This is a genomic window from Paraburkholderia fungorum, assembly GCF_003610895.1.
In the GTDB taxonomy this organism is placed as follows: Bacteria; Pseudomonadota; Gammaproteobacteria; order Burkholderiales; family Burkholderiaceae; genus Paraburkholderia; species Paraburkholderia fungorum_B.
In genome coordinates, this window is sequence record NZ_MCAS01000012.1 from 108,462 (window position 1) to 123,144 (window position 14,683).

General features: G+C 62.4%; 12 protein-coding genes. 6 read left to right on the forward strand and 6 right to left on the reverse strand.

Going from position 1 to position 14,683, the window contains the following annotated elements; all coding sequences use genetic code 11:
* The first annotated feature begins 223 nt into the window (after nt 1-223).
* Complete coding sequence (locus BCY88_RS13240) at nt 224-763, forward strand: YbaK/EbsC family protein (RefSeq protein ID WP_120345000.1); 540 nt, start codon at nt 224-226, stop codon at nt 761-763.
* Between the two features lie 105 nt (nt 764-868).
* Nucleotides 869-2,428: a methyl-accepting chemotaxis protein gene (locus BCY88_RS13245; protein WP_120344682.1), complete on the forward strand. Its 1,560-nt coding sequence runs from the start codon at nt 869-871 to the stop codon at nt 2,426-2,428.
* 77 nt (nt 2,429-2,505) lie between these two features.
* Here the strand turns inward: BCY88_RS13245 and BCY88_RS13250 are convergent, their stop codons facing one another.
* The 3 genes from BCY88_RS13250 to BCY88_RS13260 form a co-directional block, all read right to left on the reverse strand.
* Nucleotides 2,506-3,096, reverse strand: a complete 591-nt coding sequence (locus BCY88_RS13250) for a BPSL1445 family SYLF domain-containing lipoprotein (protein ID WP_120344683.1) — start codon at nt 3,094-3,096, stop codon at nt 2,506-2,508.
* A 224-nt stretch (nt 3,097-3,320) separates the two neighbouring features.
* On the reverse strand, nt 3,321-4,709 hold the full coding sequence (locus BCY88_RS13255; RefSeq protein ID WP_120344684.1) for an FAD-binding oxidoreductase: 1,389 nt from the start codon (nt 4,707-4,709) through the stop codon (nt 3,321-3,323).
* A gap of 393 nt (nt 4,710-5,102) precedes the next feature.
* Nucleotides 5,103-5,864: a 3-oxoacyl-ACP reductase gene (locus BCY88_RS13260; RefSeq protein WP_120344685.1), complete on the reverse strand. Its 762-nt coding sequence runs from the start codon at nt 5,862-5,864 to the stop codon at nt 5,103-5,105.
* 1,200 nt (nt 5,865-7,064) lie between these two features.
* On the opposite strand from BCY88_RS13260, the gene BCY88_RS13270 reads away from it, so the two are divergent.
* Entirely contained in the window at nt 7,065-8,555 is a 1,491-nt protein-coding gene (locus BCY88_RS13270) for a hypothetical protein (protein WP_147408518.1), read from the forward strand.
* A 169-nt stretch (nt 8,556-8,724) separates the two neighbouring features.
* Here BCY88_RS13270 and BCY88_RS13275 read toward each other — a convergent pair whose 3' ends face one another.
* Together BCY88_RS13275 and BCY88_RS13280 are read right to left on the reverse strand one after the other, a co-directional pair.
* Nucleotides 8,725-10,062: an MFS transporter gene (locus tag BCY88_RS13275; RefSeq protein ID WP_120344688.1), complete on the reverse strand. Its 1,338-nt coding sequence runs from the start codon at nt 10,060-10,062 to the stop codon at nt 8,725-8,727.
* A gap of 136 nt (nt 10,063-10,198) precedes the next feature.
* On the reverse strand, nt 10,199-11,770 hold the full coding sequence (locus tag BCY88_RS13280) for a sulfatase-like hydrolase/transferase (RefSeq protein ID WP_120344689.1): 1,572 nt from the start codon (nt 11,768-11,770) through the stop codon (nt 10,199-10,201).
* Nucleotides 11,771-11,952: 182 nt separating this feature from the next.
* Between BCY88_RS13280 and BCY88_RS13285 the strand changes: the two genes are divergently transcribed.
* The 3 genes from BCY88_RS13285 to BCY88_RS13295 all read left to right on the forward strand — a co-directional run bounded on the left by BCY88_RS13285 (nt 11,953) and on the right by BCY88_RS13295 (nt 14,413).
* The gene (locus BCY88_RS13285; protein WP_259461381.1) at nt 11,953-12,495 is read left to right on the forward strand and encodes a MarR family winged helix-turn-helix transcriptional regulator; all 543 of its coding nucleotides are present in this window, start codon (nt 11,953-11,955) and stop codon (nt 12,493-12,495) included.
* A 127-nt stretch (nt 12,496-12,622) separates the two neighbouring features.
* Complete coding sequence (locus BCY88_RS13290; RefSeq protein ID WP_259461401.1) at nt 12,623-12,970, forward strand: FKBP-type peptidyl-prolyl cis-trans isomerase; 348 nt, start codon at nt 12,623-12,625, stop codon at nt 12,968-12,970.
* A 369-nt stretch (nt 12,971-13,339) separates the two neighbouring features.
* A complete protein-coding gene (locus BCY88_RS13295) occupies nt 13,340-14,413 on the forward strand; it encodes a DUF6765 family protein (protein ID WP_120344692.1) in 1,074 nt (357 codons plus the stop codon).
* Between the two features lie 19 nt (nt 14,414-14,432).
* On the opposite strand, the gene BCY88_RS40330 is transcribed toward BCY88_RS13295, so the two are convergent.
* Nucleotides 14,433-14,681, reverse strand: a complete 249-nt coding sequence (locus BCY88_RS40330; protein ID WP_120344693.1) for a hypothetical protein — start codon at nt 14,679-14,681, stop codon at nt 14,433-14,435.
* Nucleotides 14,682-14,683: the final 2 nt, after the last annotated feature.

A 14,683-nucleotide genomic window follows, 5' to 3' on the forward strand; every position in this document is an offset into this window, starting at 1 on the left:
GTCGTTTTTCTCAATGGGATGCGGGCGGCGGATACGTGACGAGGGCGCCGCGTGCTGAGCGCTGGGCGGCTCCGACGACGCCTTCGCTGTCGCCGCCGCATCGCGCCTGCCGCAAACCGTGTGCCTGCGACTAACTATAACAAGCGCTGCATGCACATGGGCGCGAGACGCCGCAAGCACACCTGCCGTTAGAATGCCGGTGGACCTTCACACTCTCATCACTATGCACTCGCACGAACCCGTCAAGCAGCTGGATGTCATTCCCGCAGAACAATTGAGCGCGCATTTGCCGGCGCACGTCGTCGAGAATCTGCCGCCCCAGGGCGTCACCGTATTTGCCGTGAGCGACGACGCTTCGGACACCGCCGCATTCAGCGCGCGCTACGGCTTTGGTCTCGAGGACTGCGCCAACACGATCGTGATCCGCTACAAGAGGGAGGGCGCCGAGCACTACGCGGCGCTGGTCTCGCTGGGTTCGCTGCGTCTGGACATCAATGGCGCGGTGAAGGCGGCACTGGGCGCGCAGCGCCTTTCGTTCGCGAAGCGCGAGGCTGCGGTGGAGCATAGCGGGATGGAGTTCGGCGGAATTACGGCGTTCGGCTTGCCGGCAGACTGGCGCATTCTCGTCGACGCCGCGGTCATGGAGCGTGCCCAGATCGTGATGGGAGCCGGGGTGCGGGCGGCCAAGTTGCTACTGGCACCCGACGTGCTGCGGCAATGGCCGCGCTGTGAGGTCGCCTCGCTTACGCTGCCCGCGGAGTGAACAAACGCTGAAGTTTTCCCCCGCTGCGCCGTTATTCCGAAGATCGACATGATTGCGGCGGCCGCTCGCGCGGCGCGCCGGATATAAATAGAAAGGAATACGGAGATGGAACGCTTTCGCCTGAAGGTGCGGCTGTGGCTTGCACTGGCGGTAATGTGCACGGGAATTCTGGCGATCGGCCTGTGGGGTGCGTTCAAGACGCACGACACGATGATCGCCGACCGTCAGGCCGAACTGAAAAGCGTGGTGAGCGTCGCCTACAGCGTGCTGGATCGTTATAACGGCCTCGCCGCGGCTGGCACGATGCCGCTTGCCGACGCCCAACGCATGGCCATGGCCGACCTGCGCGCCATGCGCTACGACGGCGCCGGCGGTTACCTCGTCATCGAGGATGCGCATGCCAGGGTGCTGATGCACGGTGTGCGGGCCGATCTCGAAGGCAAGGACATGAGCGGCTTCACGGACCCGAAGGGCCGCCACGTCTTCAAGGACGGATCCGATCTCGCCGAGCGCGAGGGCGAAGGCTTCATTCATCTGGAGTTTCTGAAGCCCGGCTCCAATCAGATGGCGCCAAAAATCAATTACGTGCGGCTCTACAAGCCGTGGGACTGGACGATCGTGACCGGGGTGTTCACCGACGATATCGACGCCGCGTTTTACACCGCGCTCGCGCAGTATGTCGGCGCCGCACTGATTTTGTGCCTGCTGGTCTCGCTCGTGATTGGCGTAATCCTGCGCAGCATTTTGCGGCAACTGGGCGGTGAACCGGCCTACGCGGCGCAGATTGCTTCGCGTATCGCCGATGGCGAGCTCGACGTGGAGGTCGAAACGAAACCCGGCGACGAGCGCAGCCTGCTGGCCGCGATGCAGCGCATGCAGCATCGTCTTGCACAAGCGATCGCGCAGATTCGCAGCGGCGCGACCTTGATCTCGACCGTGTCCAACGAGATTGCTGCCGGCAACGCGGACCTGTCGCGCCGCACCGAGCAGCAGGCAACCGCGCTGGGCGAGACCGCTTCAAGCATGGAACAGATCACGGCGACCGTGAAGCAGAACGCCGACAACGCGAAGCAGGCGAGCCAGCTTGCGCATAATGCCTCCGAGACGGCGGCGCGCGGCGGCGAAGTGGTCGGCCAGGTGGTCGAGACGATGCGGGGAATCTCGCAGTCGTCGCACCGCATTGGCGACATCATCGGTGTGATCGAGGGGATCGCCTTTCAGACCAATATTCTCGCTTTGAACGCAGCCGTCGAAGCGGCGCGCGCCGGTGAAGAGGGACGCGGCTTCGCCGTGGTGGCGGGCGAAGTGCGCAGCCTCGCACAGCGCAGCGCGGCGGCGGCCAAGGAGATCAAGACACTGATCGAGGAGTCGGCGGCGCAGATCGAAGGCGGCTCGCAGTACGTGGGCCGCGCCGGTGAAACGATGCAGGAAGTGGTGCACGCCGTGCGCCGCGTGACCGACATCATGGGCGAGATCAGCGCGGCGTCGGTGGAACAAAGCTCGGGCATCGAGCAGGTCAATATCGCGGTGGCGAGCATGGATCAGACGACCCAGCAGAACGCGGCGCTCGTGGAAGAAGCGAGCGCTTCAGCCGACGTGCTGAAGGCGCAGACGGGTCAACTGACGGCGGCGATTGCTGTATTCACCCTGCCGCAGGCGCACTGATCGAGGCGTCACGCGGCCGGTTGCCCTGCCGCGTGACTGTGCCTGACTATGCCTCTGTACTGGCGGGCGCGTCCCGCTCAGATGATCAGACGCGAGATCTTGGTGCCTTCGAGCGACACGCCGGCCATCAGGCCGCCGTTTGTCAGCACAAACGCTTCGACCGGGCTGGTGGCGGTCGAGGTATCGACCGCGCCGTTCGCACCGACCTTCAACACGGCGACCGTTGCATCGGCGCCGGCCGCCCACCCCTGGCTGGCGAGGAATTTGTCGAGCGCGTCTTGCGTCATGAACAGGAAGATGAGCGCCTTGGATTGCGCGCCGATCTGCAAACCGAACGAGCCCGCCACCGTGCTGTAGTAGCCCGTGGTGCGCCCGGCCACCCGCAACGCGCCTTCGCCGTATTGCGCGCCAACCCAGAAGCCGGCTGAAATCACCGACGGGAACACGAGCACGCCGCGTGCTTTGTCGACCAGTTCGCGTGAGCCCGTGACGTTCGCGTAGAGGCGCGTCAAGGTCGAATCGACGCCGGCATTGATCGTGTCGCGCTTGCCGGCGTTCGCCGAGGGCGACGCGCTCGAGGATGGCGACGTGGTTGTGCAGCCGGCGAGGCCAAGACCCGCCGTAGCCAAAGCGGCGCTCGTGGTCATGATGAATTGTCGTCTGCGCATGATCGTTCTCCTGGTGCGTGATAGAAGGGTGCTGTTTCTAATTTGACAATGCGTGCCGTGACGCTGGCAGCCCTGACGCCTGCTAATCAGCATTTAGCGTGCCTGACGCCACGGTTGGGGTATGAGACAGCCATGACGCGCGGACGTTCACACGCCGGCCGACTTCATTCAGCACCGCTTCCACTCGATCTGCGCTTGATCCGTACTCGATCCCTACTCGATACCTAAGCCGCCGGGCGGATATTCTGATTGTGGCGGAACAGGTTGTGCGGGTCGTAGCGATGCTTCACAGCGACGAGACGCTCGTAGTTCGGCCCATACGCGGCCGCTACCCGTTCCCCTTCCTCCTGAGTCATGAAGTTGACGTACACGCTGCCCAGCGCGAACGGTGCGGCGGCGTCGAAGAAGGCGCGCGCCCAGGCGATGCAGCGCTCATCGTCGCTCGCGTCGTCCCAGCGTCCGTGCACATTCATCGCGTACTGCGTGTCGCGGCTCGAATAGGCGGTGGCTTCGACCGGAACCCGGCTCGTCTGCGCACCGATCTGCCCAAAGAAGATTTCGCATTGTGGCGACGGCAACGCGCCGATCGCATCGAGCAGCGCATCGACGAGACCGTCCGGTATTGCGCCGAGATTGTGCGATTTCCAGTAATTGCGAGCGCCCGGCGTGAGCAGCGGATCGAACGCCTGCTGCCACATCGCGTACGGCATCGGGCCAAGATGTTCGCCGACCGGCGTGCCGAAGCCGCGCACGCCCTCCACCACGGACGGTCCATTTTCGATGGGACCTGTGTAGCACATCGCGAATATGATGACCGGCTTGCCGTGCACCTCGGGCGGCAGGAACGGCAGCGGTGGCGCGAGCCGCAAAACGGTCCATACGGTCAATTCCTCCGGCATGTGTTCTGTCGCCGCGCGGTACTGATGAAGAGCGCTTCTCGCCTGATCGAGCGGCAGCACGACGAGGCCGCCATATACGAGCGGTCCTACCGGATGAAGCGCGAATTCGAAGCGTGTCACGACGCCAAAATTACCGCCGCCGCCGCGGATCGCCCAGAACAGATCTTCATGCGAGTCAGCGCTTGCGTGCAGCAGCTCGCCGTCGGCGGTCACCACGTCCGCTGAAATCAGATTGTCGACGGTCATGCCGTATCTGCGGCTCAGCCATCCGAAACCGCCGCCTAGTGTCAGACCCGCTACGCCGGTGGTCGAATTGATGCCAAGTGGCGTGGCGAGCCCGAACGCCTGTGCTTCGTGGTCGAAATCGTGAAGTGTCGCGCCGGGTTCGACATACGCGCGCTTCGCGACTGGATCGATATGGACGGATTTCATCGGCGACAGGTCGATGACGAGGCCGTCGTCGCACAACGCGGTTCCGGCGATGTTGTGGCCGCCGCTGTGCACCGCCAGCGGCAGGCCGTTGTCGCGCGCGAATGCCACGCCGCGGCGCACGTCGGCCACGCCCGCGCAGCGCAGGATCATTGCCGGATGCCGGTCGATCATTGCATTCCAGATGCTGCGGGCCGCGTCGAAACCCGCGTCGCCGGGTTGTAACAGTTCACCTCGGATTGCAGCTTTGAGCTCTTCAGCGGCGCTGCTGGATACGCTAACCATGACATACCTCCAGACGTAGTAGGGGACGCTCTCGGCACACAATTAAGCTGAACAAAGTAAATCGAAAGCGTCTGGACAGGTTCGAGTTACGTCCAGTAAACGGCCCTGTTCCGGTAAGTCAAACAAAGGTAAACCCGCGCCTGCGATCGGTGCCGTGCGAAGGCACGCGTGGCAAGTGTTCGCGCGTTGCGGCGTGAATCATCACTCGTGGCGATGCGGCGGATGGTGGAAACGCTTCGGGAAAAGACGGCGCAAAGCAAGGTGGGCTATGCGTTACTGGGGGCGTTGTGTGGCGCTGTGCGGCGCTGATTTTCTGGCCAAAGTTCGTAGCCAATGGGCGGGCCCGCCAGGTGGCAACGCACCGCTTGGTGCGCTGCTCGCGTTCTTCGGCGATTAACCTTTCACGAGGCCGCCGTCCACGATCAGATTTTGACCGGTGACTGCGCGCGCCCACGGCGACAGGAAGAACAGCACGGCGTCGGCGAACTCTTCAGGTGTCGTGACGCGCCGCACCGGCGTTGAACTGGCGATCAGGTCGAAGACGAATTCCGGCGTGGCAGCGCTCGCGTCCGTGGTGCGCAGCAGGCCCCCCGACACCATGTTGACCGTGATGCCGTCCGGGCCGAGATCGTGGGCGGCGGTGCGCGTGAGCGACAACAGGGCTGCTTTGGCCGCTGTGTAATCGTGATAGGGGACGACCGGGTTCTGGAACAGATTGGTGCCGACGTTGACGATGCGGCCGAATCCGTGCGAACGCATGCCCGGGGTTGCCGCTTGCATCGTATTGAGCGCGCCTCTGAGTGAGCCGTCCAGTTGTTGCTGGAAGCGTGCCCAGTCGATGGAGTCGATTTTCGGACGGGCGTCGCCGTCGAACTGAAAGTCGGCTAATGCGTTGTTGACCACCGACAGGACGGGCTTGCCCGTGTGAGCCTGCGCCGTTTCGAACAGGCGCGCGACGGCGCCCGGATCGGTCACGTCCGCCTGAACCGGCAGGACGCGCTCGCCGAGTTCGTCTCTGAGCGCGTGAGCCAGCGCTTCGCTCTTGTGATAATTCACCACGACGCCCGCACCTTCGCGTACCAGTGCGCGTGTGATCGCAGCGCCGAGTCCGCGGGCGCCGCCCGTTACCAGCACCCATTGTTCGGATAAAAGCATCTCTTTTCCTGTTGTCGATGAGGTTGCGATTGTCCTATTGTCGCCGATCCGGTTTTCCTGCTCGTGCGGGTGGAGCGGCGCACGGATAGGGACGGCACTGATGCAGCGGCGGCGCTCGGTGTGGCCCGGAACGTGCCTCGTGTCTGATTTGTACTGTCTGTGGGATTGCCCTCACTTTTGCCTTTGCAAATTCTTCTTTGTGTCCGGACAAACACTGATTTGTTCGCGTCACGGTTCACTCTGCTGCCTGCAAACTTCTGTTTGATTCATCTGACGAAGGGAGTCATTCGGCAAATTAAAAATAATAGTTTGGACTGCATACTTTAAAAAATTACAGTGCCATGGAGAGGAATTAACGATCTTTGACAGTGACGAGATGCAATTAATCGGAAACAGGTCATCTGTATCGCATTGCGTGGTCTAGCGCACGGTCACTGTGAGGCGCTGCGCATAACTTCAACGTCCATCAGGTCCTGCTGTGCCCTTTCCAGGGATGAGTTCGCGCACAGCGTGTCGTTTAGTCCAGATCGGATCAAATCCGGCCGGGATTATCCGTGGGGGAGATGCCGGGTGTCAGTCAATTTTCGGGCGCCGCGCGGCAATGTCGACCGGGCTTTGAAGTTTCATTTTTTAACCGCGAACAGAGATTCAATCGTTATCTGGATCTGTCTTTCAAAATAGATGTTTAGGAGACTGAAATGAAAAAGCAAAACGGGGACACGCGGACGTTGGGGACAAGCAAAGCGGTATTGGCGGTTGCTGTGAGTCTTTATGCGGCGATGGCGGGCGCTCAAACGGGTCAGACGGCGCCGGCGGCAGATTCGGCGAAGCTGATGGTTGCGCAGGCGTTGCCAATCACCTGTCCGTTATTCGATGCGCTTGGTTGCAAGCAGGAGGATGGTGGCTCGCGGGCGTCCGGCGGAATTGGCGCGGCGGCAGCGGGCGGTTTGGGCACGGCGTCGACTTCGGGCTCACAGGGCAGCAATGGCAGCGGAACGTCGTCGACTGGGGTGGGCGCTGGCGGTTCTGCGAACGGATCCACGTCCGACTCGGCGGGGTTGGGTGCTGGGAATGCGGGGAGCGGTAGTGGGGGGAAGGGCGGAACGGGTAGTGGTGGAGCGGGTAATGGTGGGGCGGGTAGTGGTGGAACAGGTAATGGTGGGACGGGTAGTGGCGGGACGGGCAGTGGTGGAACGGGTAATGGTGGAACGGGTAATGGTGGAACGGGTAATGGTGGAACGGGTAATGGTGGAACAGGTAATGGTGGAACGGGTAATGGTGGAACGGGTAATGGTGGAACGGGTAATGGTGGAACAGGTAGTGGTGGGACGGGTAGTGGTGGGACGGGTAATGGTGGAACGGGTAGTGGTGGGACGGGTAGTGGTGGAACAGGTAGTGGTGGAACAGGTAGTGGTGGAACGGGTAGTGGCGGGACGGGCAGTGGTGGAACGGGCGGCCACGGCGACGGCGGTCATGGCGACGGCGGCAATGGTGACGGTGGTCACGGCGACGGTGGCCATGGCGATGGCGGTCATGGAGATGGCGGTCATGGTGACGGTGGTCACGGCGACGGCGGTCATGGTGACGGCGGTCATGGAGATGGTGGCCATGGCGACGGCGGTCACGGCGATGGCGGTCATGGAGATGGTGGCCACGGCGACGGCGGTCATGGAGATGGCGGTCATGGTGACGGTGGTCACGGCGACGGCGGTCATGGCGATGGCGGTCATGGAGACGGCGGCCACGGCGATGGCGGTCATGGTGACGGCGGCCACGGCGATGGCGGTCACGGCGACGGCGGTCATGGCGACGGCGGTCATGGCGATGGCGGTCATGGTGACGGTGGTCACGGCGACGGCGGTCATGGAGACGGCGGCCACGGCGATGGCGGTCATGGTGACGGTGGTCACGGCGACGGCGGTCATGGCGATGGTGGTCACGGCGACGGCGGTCATGGCGATGGCGGTCATGGCGACGGTGGCCATGGCGACGGCGGCCACGGCGACGGCGGTCATGGCGACGGCGGCCATGGTGCTGGTGGTCATGGTGACGGTGGTCATGGAGATGGCGGCCATGGCGACGGCGGTCATGGAGCTGGCGGTCGTGGCGACGGCGGCCATGGCGACGGTGGTCATGGAGATGGCGGCCATGGCGACGGTGGTCATGGAGATGGCGGCCATGGCGACGGCGGTCATGGAGATGGTGGCCATGGCGACGGCGGTCACGGCGATGGCGGTCATGGCGATGGCGGTCATGGCGACGGCGGCCATGGCGACGGCGGTCACGGCGATGGCGGTCATGGCGACGGCGGCCATGGCGACGGCGGTCATGGAGCTGGCGGTCGTGGTGACGGCGGCCACGGCGACGGTGGTCATGGAGCTGGCGGTCGTGGTGACGGCGGCCATGGCGACGGTGGTCATGGAGATGGCGGCCATGGCGACGGCGGCCATGGTGCTGGTGGTCATGGCGATGGTGGCCACGGCGACGGCGGCAAAGGCAACGGCGGCCAAGGCCAAGGCCAAGGCCAAGGCCAAGGCCAAGGCCAAGGCCAAGGCCATGGTGGCGGCAGCGGCGGCTTCGGCGGCAGCGGTGGCCACGGCGGCGGTTACGGCGGTGGTCACGGCCACTGACGCAACTGGCGTTCCTCAGCGCGCGGGAAGCCGGCAGCCGGCGACCGGCTTCCTGCGTTGATTCTCAGAGTAGGCTCACACGAACGGACTGGCGAACATCCGCTCACTTCCACGCTCGCCAATTCCGCGTAAAGCAGCAATCGCGTAAAACAACAATCAAAACAAAAAAAACCAACCGCCTCACTGCATCACTTCAATCAGACGTCTCCCCCGGTTCAGCAAACATCCGCTTATTTCACCGCAACCGGCCGCACCGGTGGACCCAGCGTATCGCGATGCGGCGCGGGCACGGCCCGCAGCAGTGCAATCATGCCCGCGATCAGAAGCACCGCGATAACAGCAAAGCCCGCATAGACACTGCCGGTTTCGGTCTTCAGCATGCCGACCAGTGAAGGGCTCACCGCACCGCCAATTGCGCCAATCGCGGTAATCGTCGCGATACCGGCCGCCGCTGCACCGCCATCCAGATAAGCGGTGGGGATCGTCCAGAAAATGCTCAGGACCGCGTAGATGCAGGTCGACGCAATCGCCAGCAACGCGACAGTGAAGGGCACGCTATGCGCGGCGAGCGGCAGCAGCAGAAAACTGCCGGCCACCGCGAAGCCGCAGCCCGCCACGTGCCAGCGCCGTTCGGCGCGGCGATCCGAACTGCGCCCGATCACCACGATACCGATTGCCGTGCAAACCGAAATCGCGCCGCTCAACCAGCCGATATTGCCGATCTGTTGCACGCCGACGTGCCGCAGCAGCGTCGGAATCCAGAAGCCGATCGCGTTGAGTCCCATGAACACGCAGAAATAGATCGCCGAGAGCAGATAGATCCGCGGGTTGCGCAACACATCGGAGAGTCGCGCGGGCGGCGCGTGGTGCGCGCCACGCTGTTGTCGATCCGCTTCGAGCGCGGCGGTGACGTGCGCCTTTTCCGCGTCGCTGAGCCATTTTGCGTGCTGGGGACGATCGTCCAGGTAGAGCATTGCCATGACGCCGAGCACGATAGCCGGTACGCCTTCAATCAGGAACAGCCACTGCCAGCCGTGCAAGCCGAGCATGTCGTGGAAATGCACCATGATCCAGCCTGACAGCGGCCCCCCGATGATGCCCGCTAGCGGCACCGCCATGATGAACAGACTCGTGATACGTCCGCGTTGCCGGTCGGGAAACCAGTAGGTCAGGTAAAGAATGATGCCGGGGAAAAAACCCGCTTCGGCGGCGCCCAGTAGAAAGCGCAGCAGATACAGCATGCTTGCGCTCCTGACGAACATCAGCAGCACCGTCAGAGCGCCCCACAGCACCATGATTCGCAAGAGCGTCTTGCGCACGCCAATGCGATCGAGCAGCAGGTTGCTCGGCAATTCGAACACCAGGTAGCCGACGAAGAACATCCCCGCCGCGAAACCGAACACCGCGTCATCGAGTTTCAGATCCTGCAGGAACTGCAGCTTTGCAAAGCCAATGTTGACGCGATCGATGAAATTGACCACGTAGCAGATGAATAGAAACGGCACGATGCGCCGCGCGATCTTGCGATAGATCGCGTCCTCGGGTGTCAGTGCTGGCGAGCGCTGCATGGTGTCTCCTTGCGACCAGGTATGGTGTGCGGGCGCATATGATTTATTTGTGTGGCGCTGAGTCGATCTCCGCCTGAGACTCGATTTGAACCTCTCTTCGCGGCCGCATGCGCGTCTTTCGTGCCAATTGTTCGTACTACCACTCGCCGAAAAAGACGCCCCAGTCCTTGTGCGTGTCGGTCTTGCTTTCGACGGTCGGGTTGTCGATCGTGACGCGTTGCTTCAGCGAGCCGTACCAGTCAGCGAGTTTTGCATGCATTTGCGCGTGGATGATGGCGTAACCCGCATCGGCGCCGAGATCGACGTATTCGTCAGGATCGTTCGCCAGATCGAAAAGTTGCGGGCGATACCCTTGCCAGTGTATGTATTTCCAGCGTGTATCGCGCACCATCCAGCCGCGGCATTCGTCGGGCTTGCGGCCCAGTGCGAGACGCGCGCCGCGGAAACTATAGTCGAGTTCGGAGACCACGTAATCGCGCCAGCCTTCGGCATGCTCCGTTTCACCGCGCGTCAGCGCCAGAACCGAGCTTCCTTCGATACGTTCTTCGCAGGCCGGCAGGCCGAGCGCGTCGAGCACGGTCGGCACCACGTCGATACCCGACACGAAGCGCGTTTCGGCACTGCCGCGGGTGGCGTCGGCACGCGGCGACGGATCGTAGACGATCATCGGCACACGCTGCACGGTGTCGTAGAACAATTCCTTTTCGCCGAGCCAATGATCGCCGAGGAAGTCGCCGTGGTCCGCGGTGAAGACGATCAGGGTGTCTTGCCAGCGGCCGAGCCGTTCGAGCGTGTCCCACAACCTGCCGAGATGGTCGTCGATCTGCTGGATCAGACCTTGATAAACCGGCCGCACAGTGTTCGACACTTCTTCACGCGCGAAATTGGCGCTCTCTTCATGAGCGCGATACGCGGCCACCACCGGGTGGGCATTGTCGAGTTCGGCCGGCTTGCGCGCGATCGGCAGGCATTGATCGAGCGAATACAGGTTGTGATAGGGGCGCGGCGCGACATAGGGCCAGTGCGGTTTTACGTACGACAAATGCAACGCCCACGGCGTATCGCCTTGCTGCTCGATGTAGCTGATCGCCTGGTCCGTCATGTAGGCCGTTTCGGAGTGCGGTTCCGCGACCCGTGCGGGCCAGCGCACGTTGCGCATTTTCCAGCCGGAATGCACCGTGCCGCCGTCGTCTTCCACACTGATCGCGAAGTCGCTCCACGGTTTGTCGCTGACGTAGCCATGTTTGCGCAAAAAGGCCGGATAGCCGCTCTCTTTGCCAGGTTCGTGATGACCGTCGTAGCGGTCGAGCTCGTCGAACGAACCGGTCGACAGACGCAGTCCGAGCGGACTCTGGCGCGCGATATCGAGCCGCTCCATCCCCTTGCCGTCGGCCATCACGTGCGTTTTTCCCGCCAGCGCGAGCGAGCGGCCATTCAGGCGCAGATATTCGCCGAGCGTCATTTCACCGATCGAGAGCGGCACGCGGTTCCAGTTGGCGCCGTGGCTGCTCATCGTGCGGCCGGTGTAGTACGACATGCGCGACGGACCGCACACGCCCGAGCTGACGAAGGCGTTGTCGAAACGCACGCCGCGTGCGGCCAGCGCGTCGATATGACGGGTTCGAAGGTAGGGATGTCCGTAGCAGCCGAGATGATCGCGGCGAAGCTGGTCGCACATGATGAAGAGAACGTTGCGGGTGTCCGCCATCTATAAGCACCGTCTGCGGCCTTGCGGCCTGAAGTAGGAGAAACCGGGGAAGGCTTCGATGCTAGAAACTAACCTGACGATTGACCTAATCAAATATATGTGCGAATGCACAATGCGCCGGAGCCGCTGCCGCCAAAGCGCGTCATAATGACCGTCAATCCCTTGCTGGAAGTACGTTCCCTGTGCCTGCGACCGACCCTCCATCGACACCCGTGCTGAAGCATCCCGAGCACATCGACGAATTTCTGCTCTATAGGCTGCACACTCTGGCGCGCCTTGCGACCCAGGGCGTCGGCTTGATGTTCAGGCGGGAACTCGGCATTAGCCGGCGTGACTGGCGCATTCTTGCGTTCGTCGGCAAGTACCCGGACACGAATCTGTCCCAGCTTGCCGAACTGGCCGCGCTCGATATGGTGGTGGCGAGCCGCTGCGTCGCCAATATGGTGAAGAAAGGTTTGATTGCGAAAGCGCGGTTGCCGCAGAACAAGCGTGTAACCGTGCTCACGCTCACCGAAGCCGGCCGCCTCGCCTACGAACACGCACGCGTGAGCGGGCAACGCTACAACGCTGAGTTCGCGGCCTGCCTGAGCGACGAAGAGGCGCATTTACTCGACGGTTTGCTTAAACGGATGGAGCTGCAAGCCGCGCAGCTGACACAACGCGAAATCGCCAGAAGCGGGCGAATCGCCGGGGCGGTCTCGCTGCACGGCGAGGATGCCGAATAAACCGGCACGCGCAATCACGTTGGCCGCAATAGCTCATCCGCTACAATGACGCGCACTACCCACCTGGAGACTTGCTTTGAAATCCATCGTTGCTTTGGTCGCCGCGGCTATTCTTTCCTCCACGGCGATGGCTGCTTCCACCACTGAAAAATTGCCCTCCGGCGTCATCGTTGAACATCTCACGCAGGGCACGGGTCCGCAGCCGGCCGCTGACGATGTCGTGAAGGTCAACTACCGCGGCACGCTCGCCAACGGCACCGAGTTCGATAGCTCGGCGAAGCATGGCGGCCCGGCAACCTTCCCGCTCAATCGCGTGATTCCGTGCTGGACGCAAGGCGTACAGAAAATGAAAGTCGGCGGTAAGGCGAAGCTGACCTGCCCGGCGGCAACGGCTTATGGCGAGCGTGGCGTCGGCGTGATTCCGCCGAATAGCGATCTGACGTTCGAAGTCGAGCTCGTCGGTATCGTCAAGTAATACGGCACAAAACGCGCCAGAGAAAACCCCGCTCCGGAGATCGAAGCGGGGTTTTTCTTTTGGAGCACGGCATCCGGGTCCGGACATTTATCCGCGATGCAGTCTGATGACGCACTCGTGTCGCCTGAGTCTTCTAAAAGAGCAAGAGTTCTGGTTTTACCCGATCGCCGCGCGGCGCGGCACGTACCATCAGATCACGTAGGGCGTTGGCATGGTCTACGTGTTTCGTCGAGTACCCGGCGGCATTGTTTGTTTTGAAGTTCTATTGCATTGGATCGTTTACGTTCTATTCGTGCGCGCGCTGCAATAGCCGCCTCGCGCATTCCGGAATCTCTGATCATTATTTGTTGCGCGTCGGGAGCGCCTTTTATGAACATCGATTTTCACTACGGGGTGGTCTATATCGTTGCCCGCATCGGCGGGATGACGGCCAATGAGGCGATCACGGTGGCGCATGCGTGCCAGTACGTCGACGACGCGACCACGTCAGGAATACTGCGTTTTTCGGGCGGTGAAACTTTCGAGCGCTTCGCCACCGCGCACAAGCTGTTCGACTATACCAACACGGAAAATGATCAGAACCGGCTGGTGTGGGCACCGTTTCATTTTCTGCCGGCGGGTGTTGGGCAGACGCTCGAAGACAAGGCGGTGTGCCGGCCGGATAGTGAGGTGGCCCGGGAAGTGGTGCGCCGGGCGATCCGGCAGCGAGGTGCAGACACGGCGCTGCACCGTCTCGGTGTGACGCTTCACACCTATGTCGATACGTGGGCGCACCAGGGCTTCGCCGGTATCGAGAGCCCAACGAATCGTGTCCATATGCTGGAGGCGGAAGATTGCACGCCCGAAGGCTGGTTTGCTCACCTGAAACGTGCCACGCGGCATCTGGTCGAGCACATCGAGGAAGATGTACTGACGCTTGCGCTGCCCGTCGGTCACGGCGCTGCCTTGCACTATCCGGACCAGCCGTGGGCGAAATGGCATTACATCGACGGCAGGAATGTGCGAGTCAACAGGCACAATCTGCCTGAGTTCATGCAGGCGGCAGAGATGACCTGCCGCGCGGTGCGTGCCTTCGTTGCCGGAAGGGAAGATTTTGAAAACCAGTCCGGTCTGCCGGAAGATGCAAAGGCCGCGCTCACCACACTTCTCGACACGAACCGGAATCTGGACGACAACAAGCGTCTGCAGACCCTTTGCGAAGCAGTGAAAGCGGGCGCGATTCCAGGTCTGGCGGAGTCGATTCCGGACTATGTTCCCAAGGGGATCGGCTCCTGGAAATACAAAGCGACCGGTTTGCAGTCCGACGACGACAGCGGGGACCGTCCCCGGTGGGGCGACGTCTTCGAGAACAGTGATTACCGGCGCTTTCACGACGCCGTCAAGGAGCACCGTTTCGTGACGACCCAGGAGATCCTGCCGGCGTGCGGACTGCGGATTGCCTGAACGCTTCGGGCGCTCTGGACTATTGCGCTCTCACTTGCTGACCTTGTTCAGCCCTTATTTCAGCCCGTTCTTCCGCCTGCTTTTTAGCCAGGTGTCTTCCTACCAGGCAGCCGCCCACCGCGCCGACTACCGCGTGGTGTCCGGCATAGTGGCCGGCGACCCCGCCCACAACCGCGCCTTTCATACAACCGGCCGCGTTCGCCGTGCCGACTGTGGCCGATGTTAGTACGACCGCCGCGAGGGCGGCCTTGAAGAAAACCGCTTTCATCT

Excerpts from the sequence above, each read along its gene's own strand:
- BCY88_RS13255 (WP_120344684.1), bottom strand. The coding sequence starts at position 4,709 with ATGGTTAGCGTATCCAGCAGCGCCGCTGAAGAGCTCAAAGCTGCAATC.
- BCY88_RS13240 (WP_120345000.1), top strand. The coding sequence starts at position 224 with ATGCACTCGCACGAACCCGTCAAGCAGCTGGATGTCATTCCCGCAGAA.
- BCY88_RS13270 (WP_147408518.1), top strand. The coding sequence starts at position 7,065 with ATGGTGGAACGGGTAATGGTGGAACGGGTAATGGTGGAACGGGTAATG.
- BCY88_RS13275 (WP_120344688.1), bottom strand. The coding sequence starts at position 10,062 with ATGCAGCGCTCGCCAGCACTGACACCCGAGGACGCGATCTATCGCAAG.
- BCY88_RS13280 (WP_120344689.1), bottom strand. The coding sequence starts at position 11,770 with ATGGCGGACACCCGCAACGTTCTCTTCATCATGTGCGACCAGCTTCGC.
- BCY88_RS13260 (WP_120344685.1), bottom strand. The coding sequence starts at position 5,864 with ATGCTTTTATCCGAACAATGGGTGCTGGTAACGGGCGGCGCCCGCGGA.
- BCY88_RS13295 (WP_120344692.1), top strand. The coding sequence starts at position 13,340 with ATGAACATCGATTTTCACTACGGGGTGGTCTATATCGTTGCCCGCATC.
- BCY88_RS13250 (WP_120344683.1), bottom strand. The coding sequence starts at position 3,096 with ATGCGCAGACGACAATTCATCATGACCACGAGCGCCGCTTTGGCTACG.
- BCY88_RS13245 (WP_120344682.1), top strand. The coding sequence starts at position 869 with ATGGAACGCTTTCGCCTGAAGGTGCGGCTGTGGCTTGCACTGGCGGTA.
- BCY88_RS40330 (WP_120344693.1), bottom strand. The coding sequence starts at position 14,681 with ATGAAAGCGGTTTTCTTCAAGGCCGCCCTCGCGGCGGTCGTACTAACA.
- BCY88_RS13290 (WP_259461401.1), top strand. The coding sequence starts at position 12,623 with ATGGCTGCTTCCACCACTGAAAAATTGCCCTCCGGCGTCATCGTTGAA.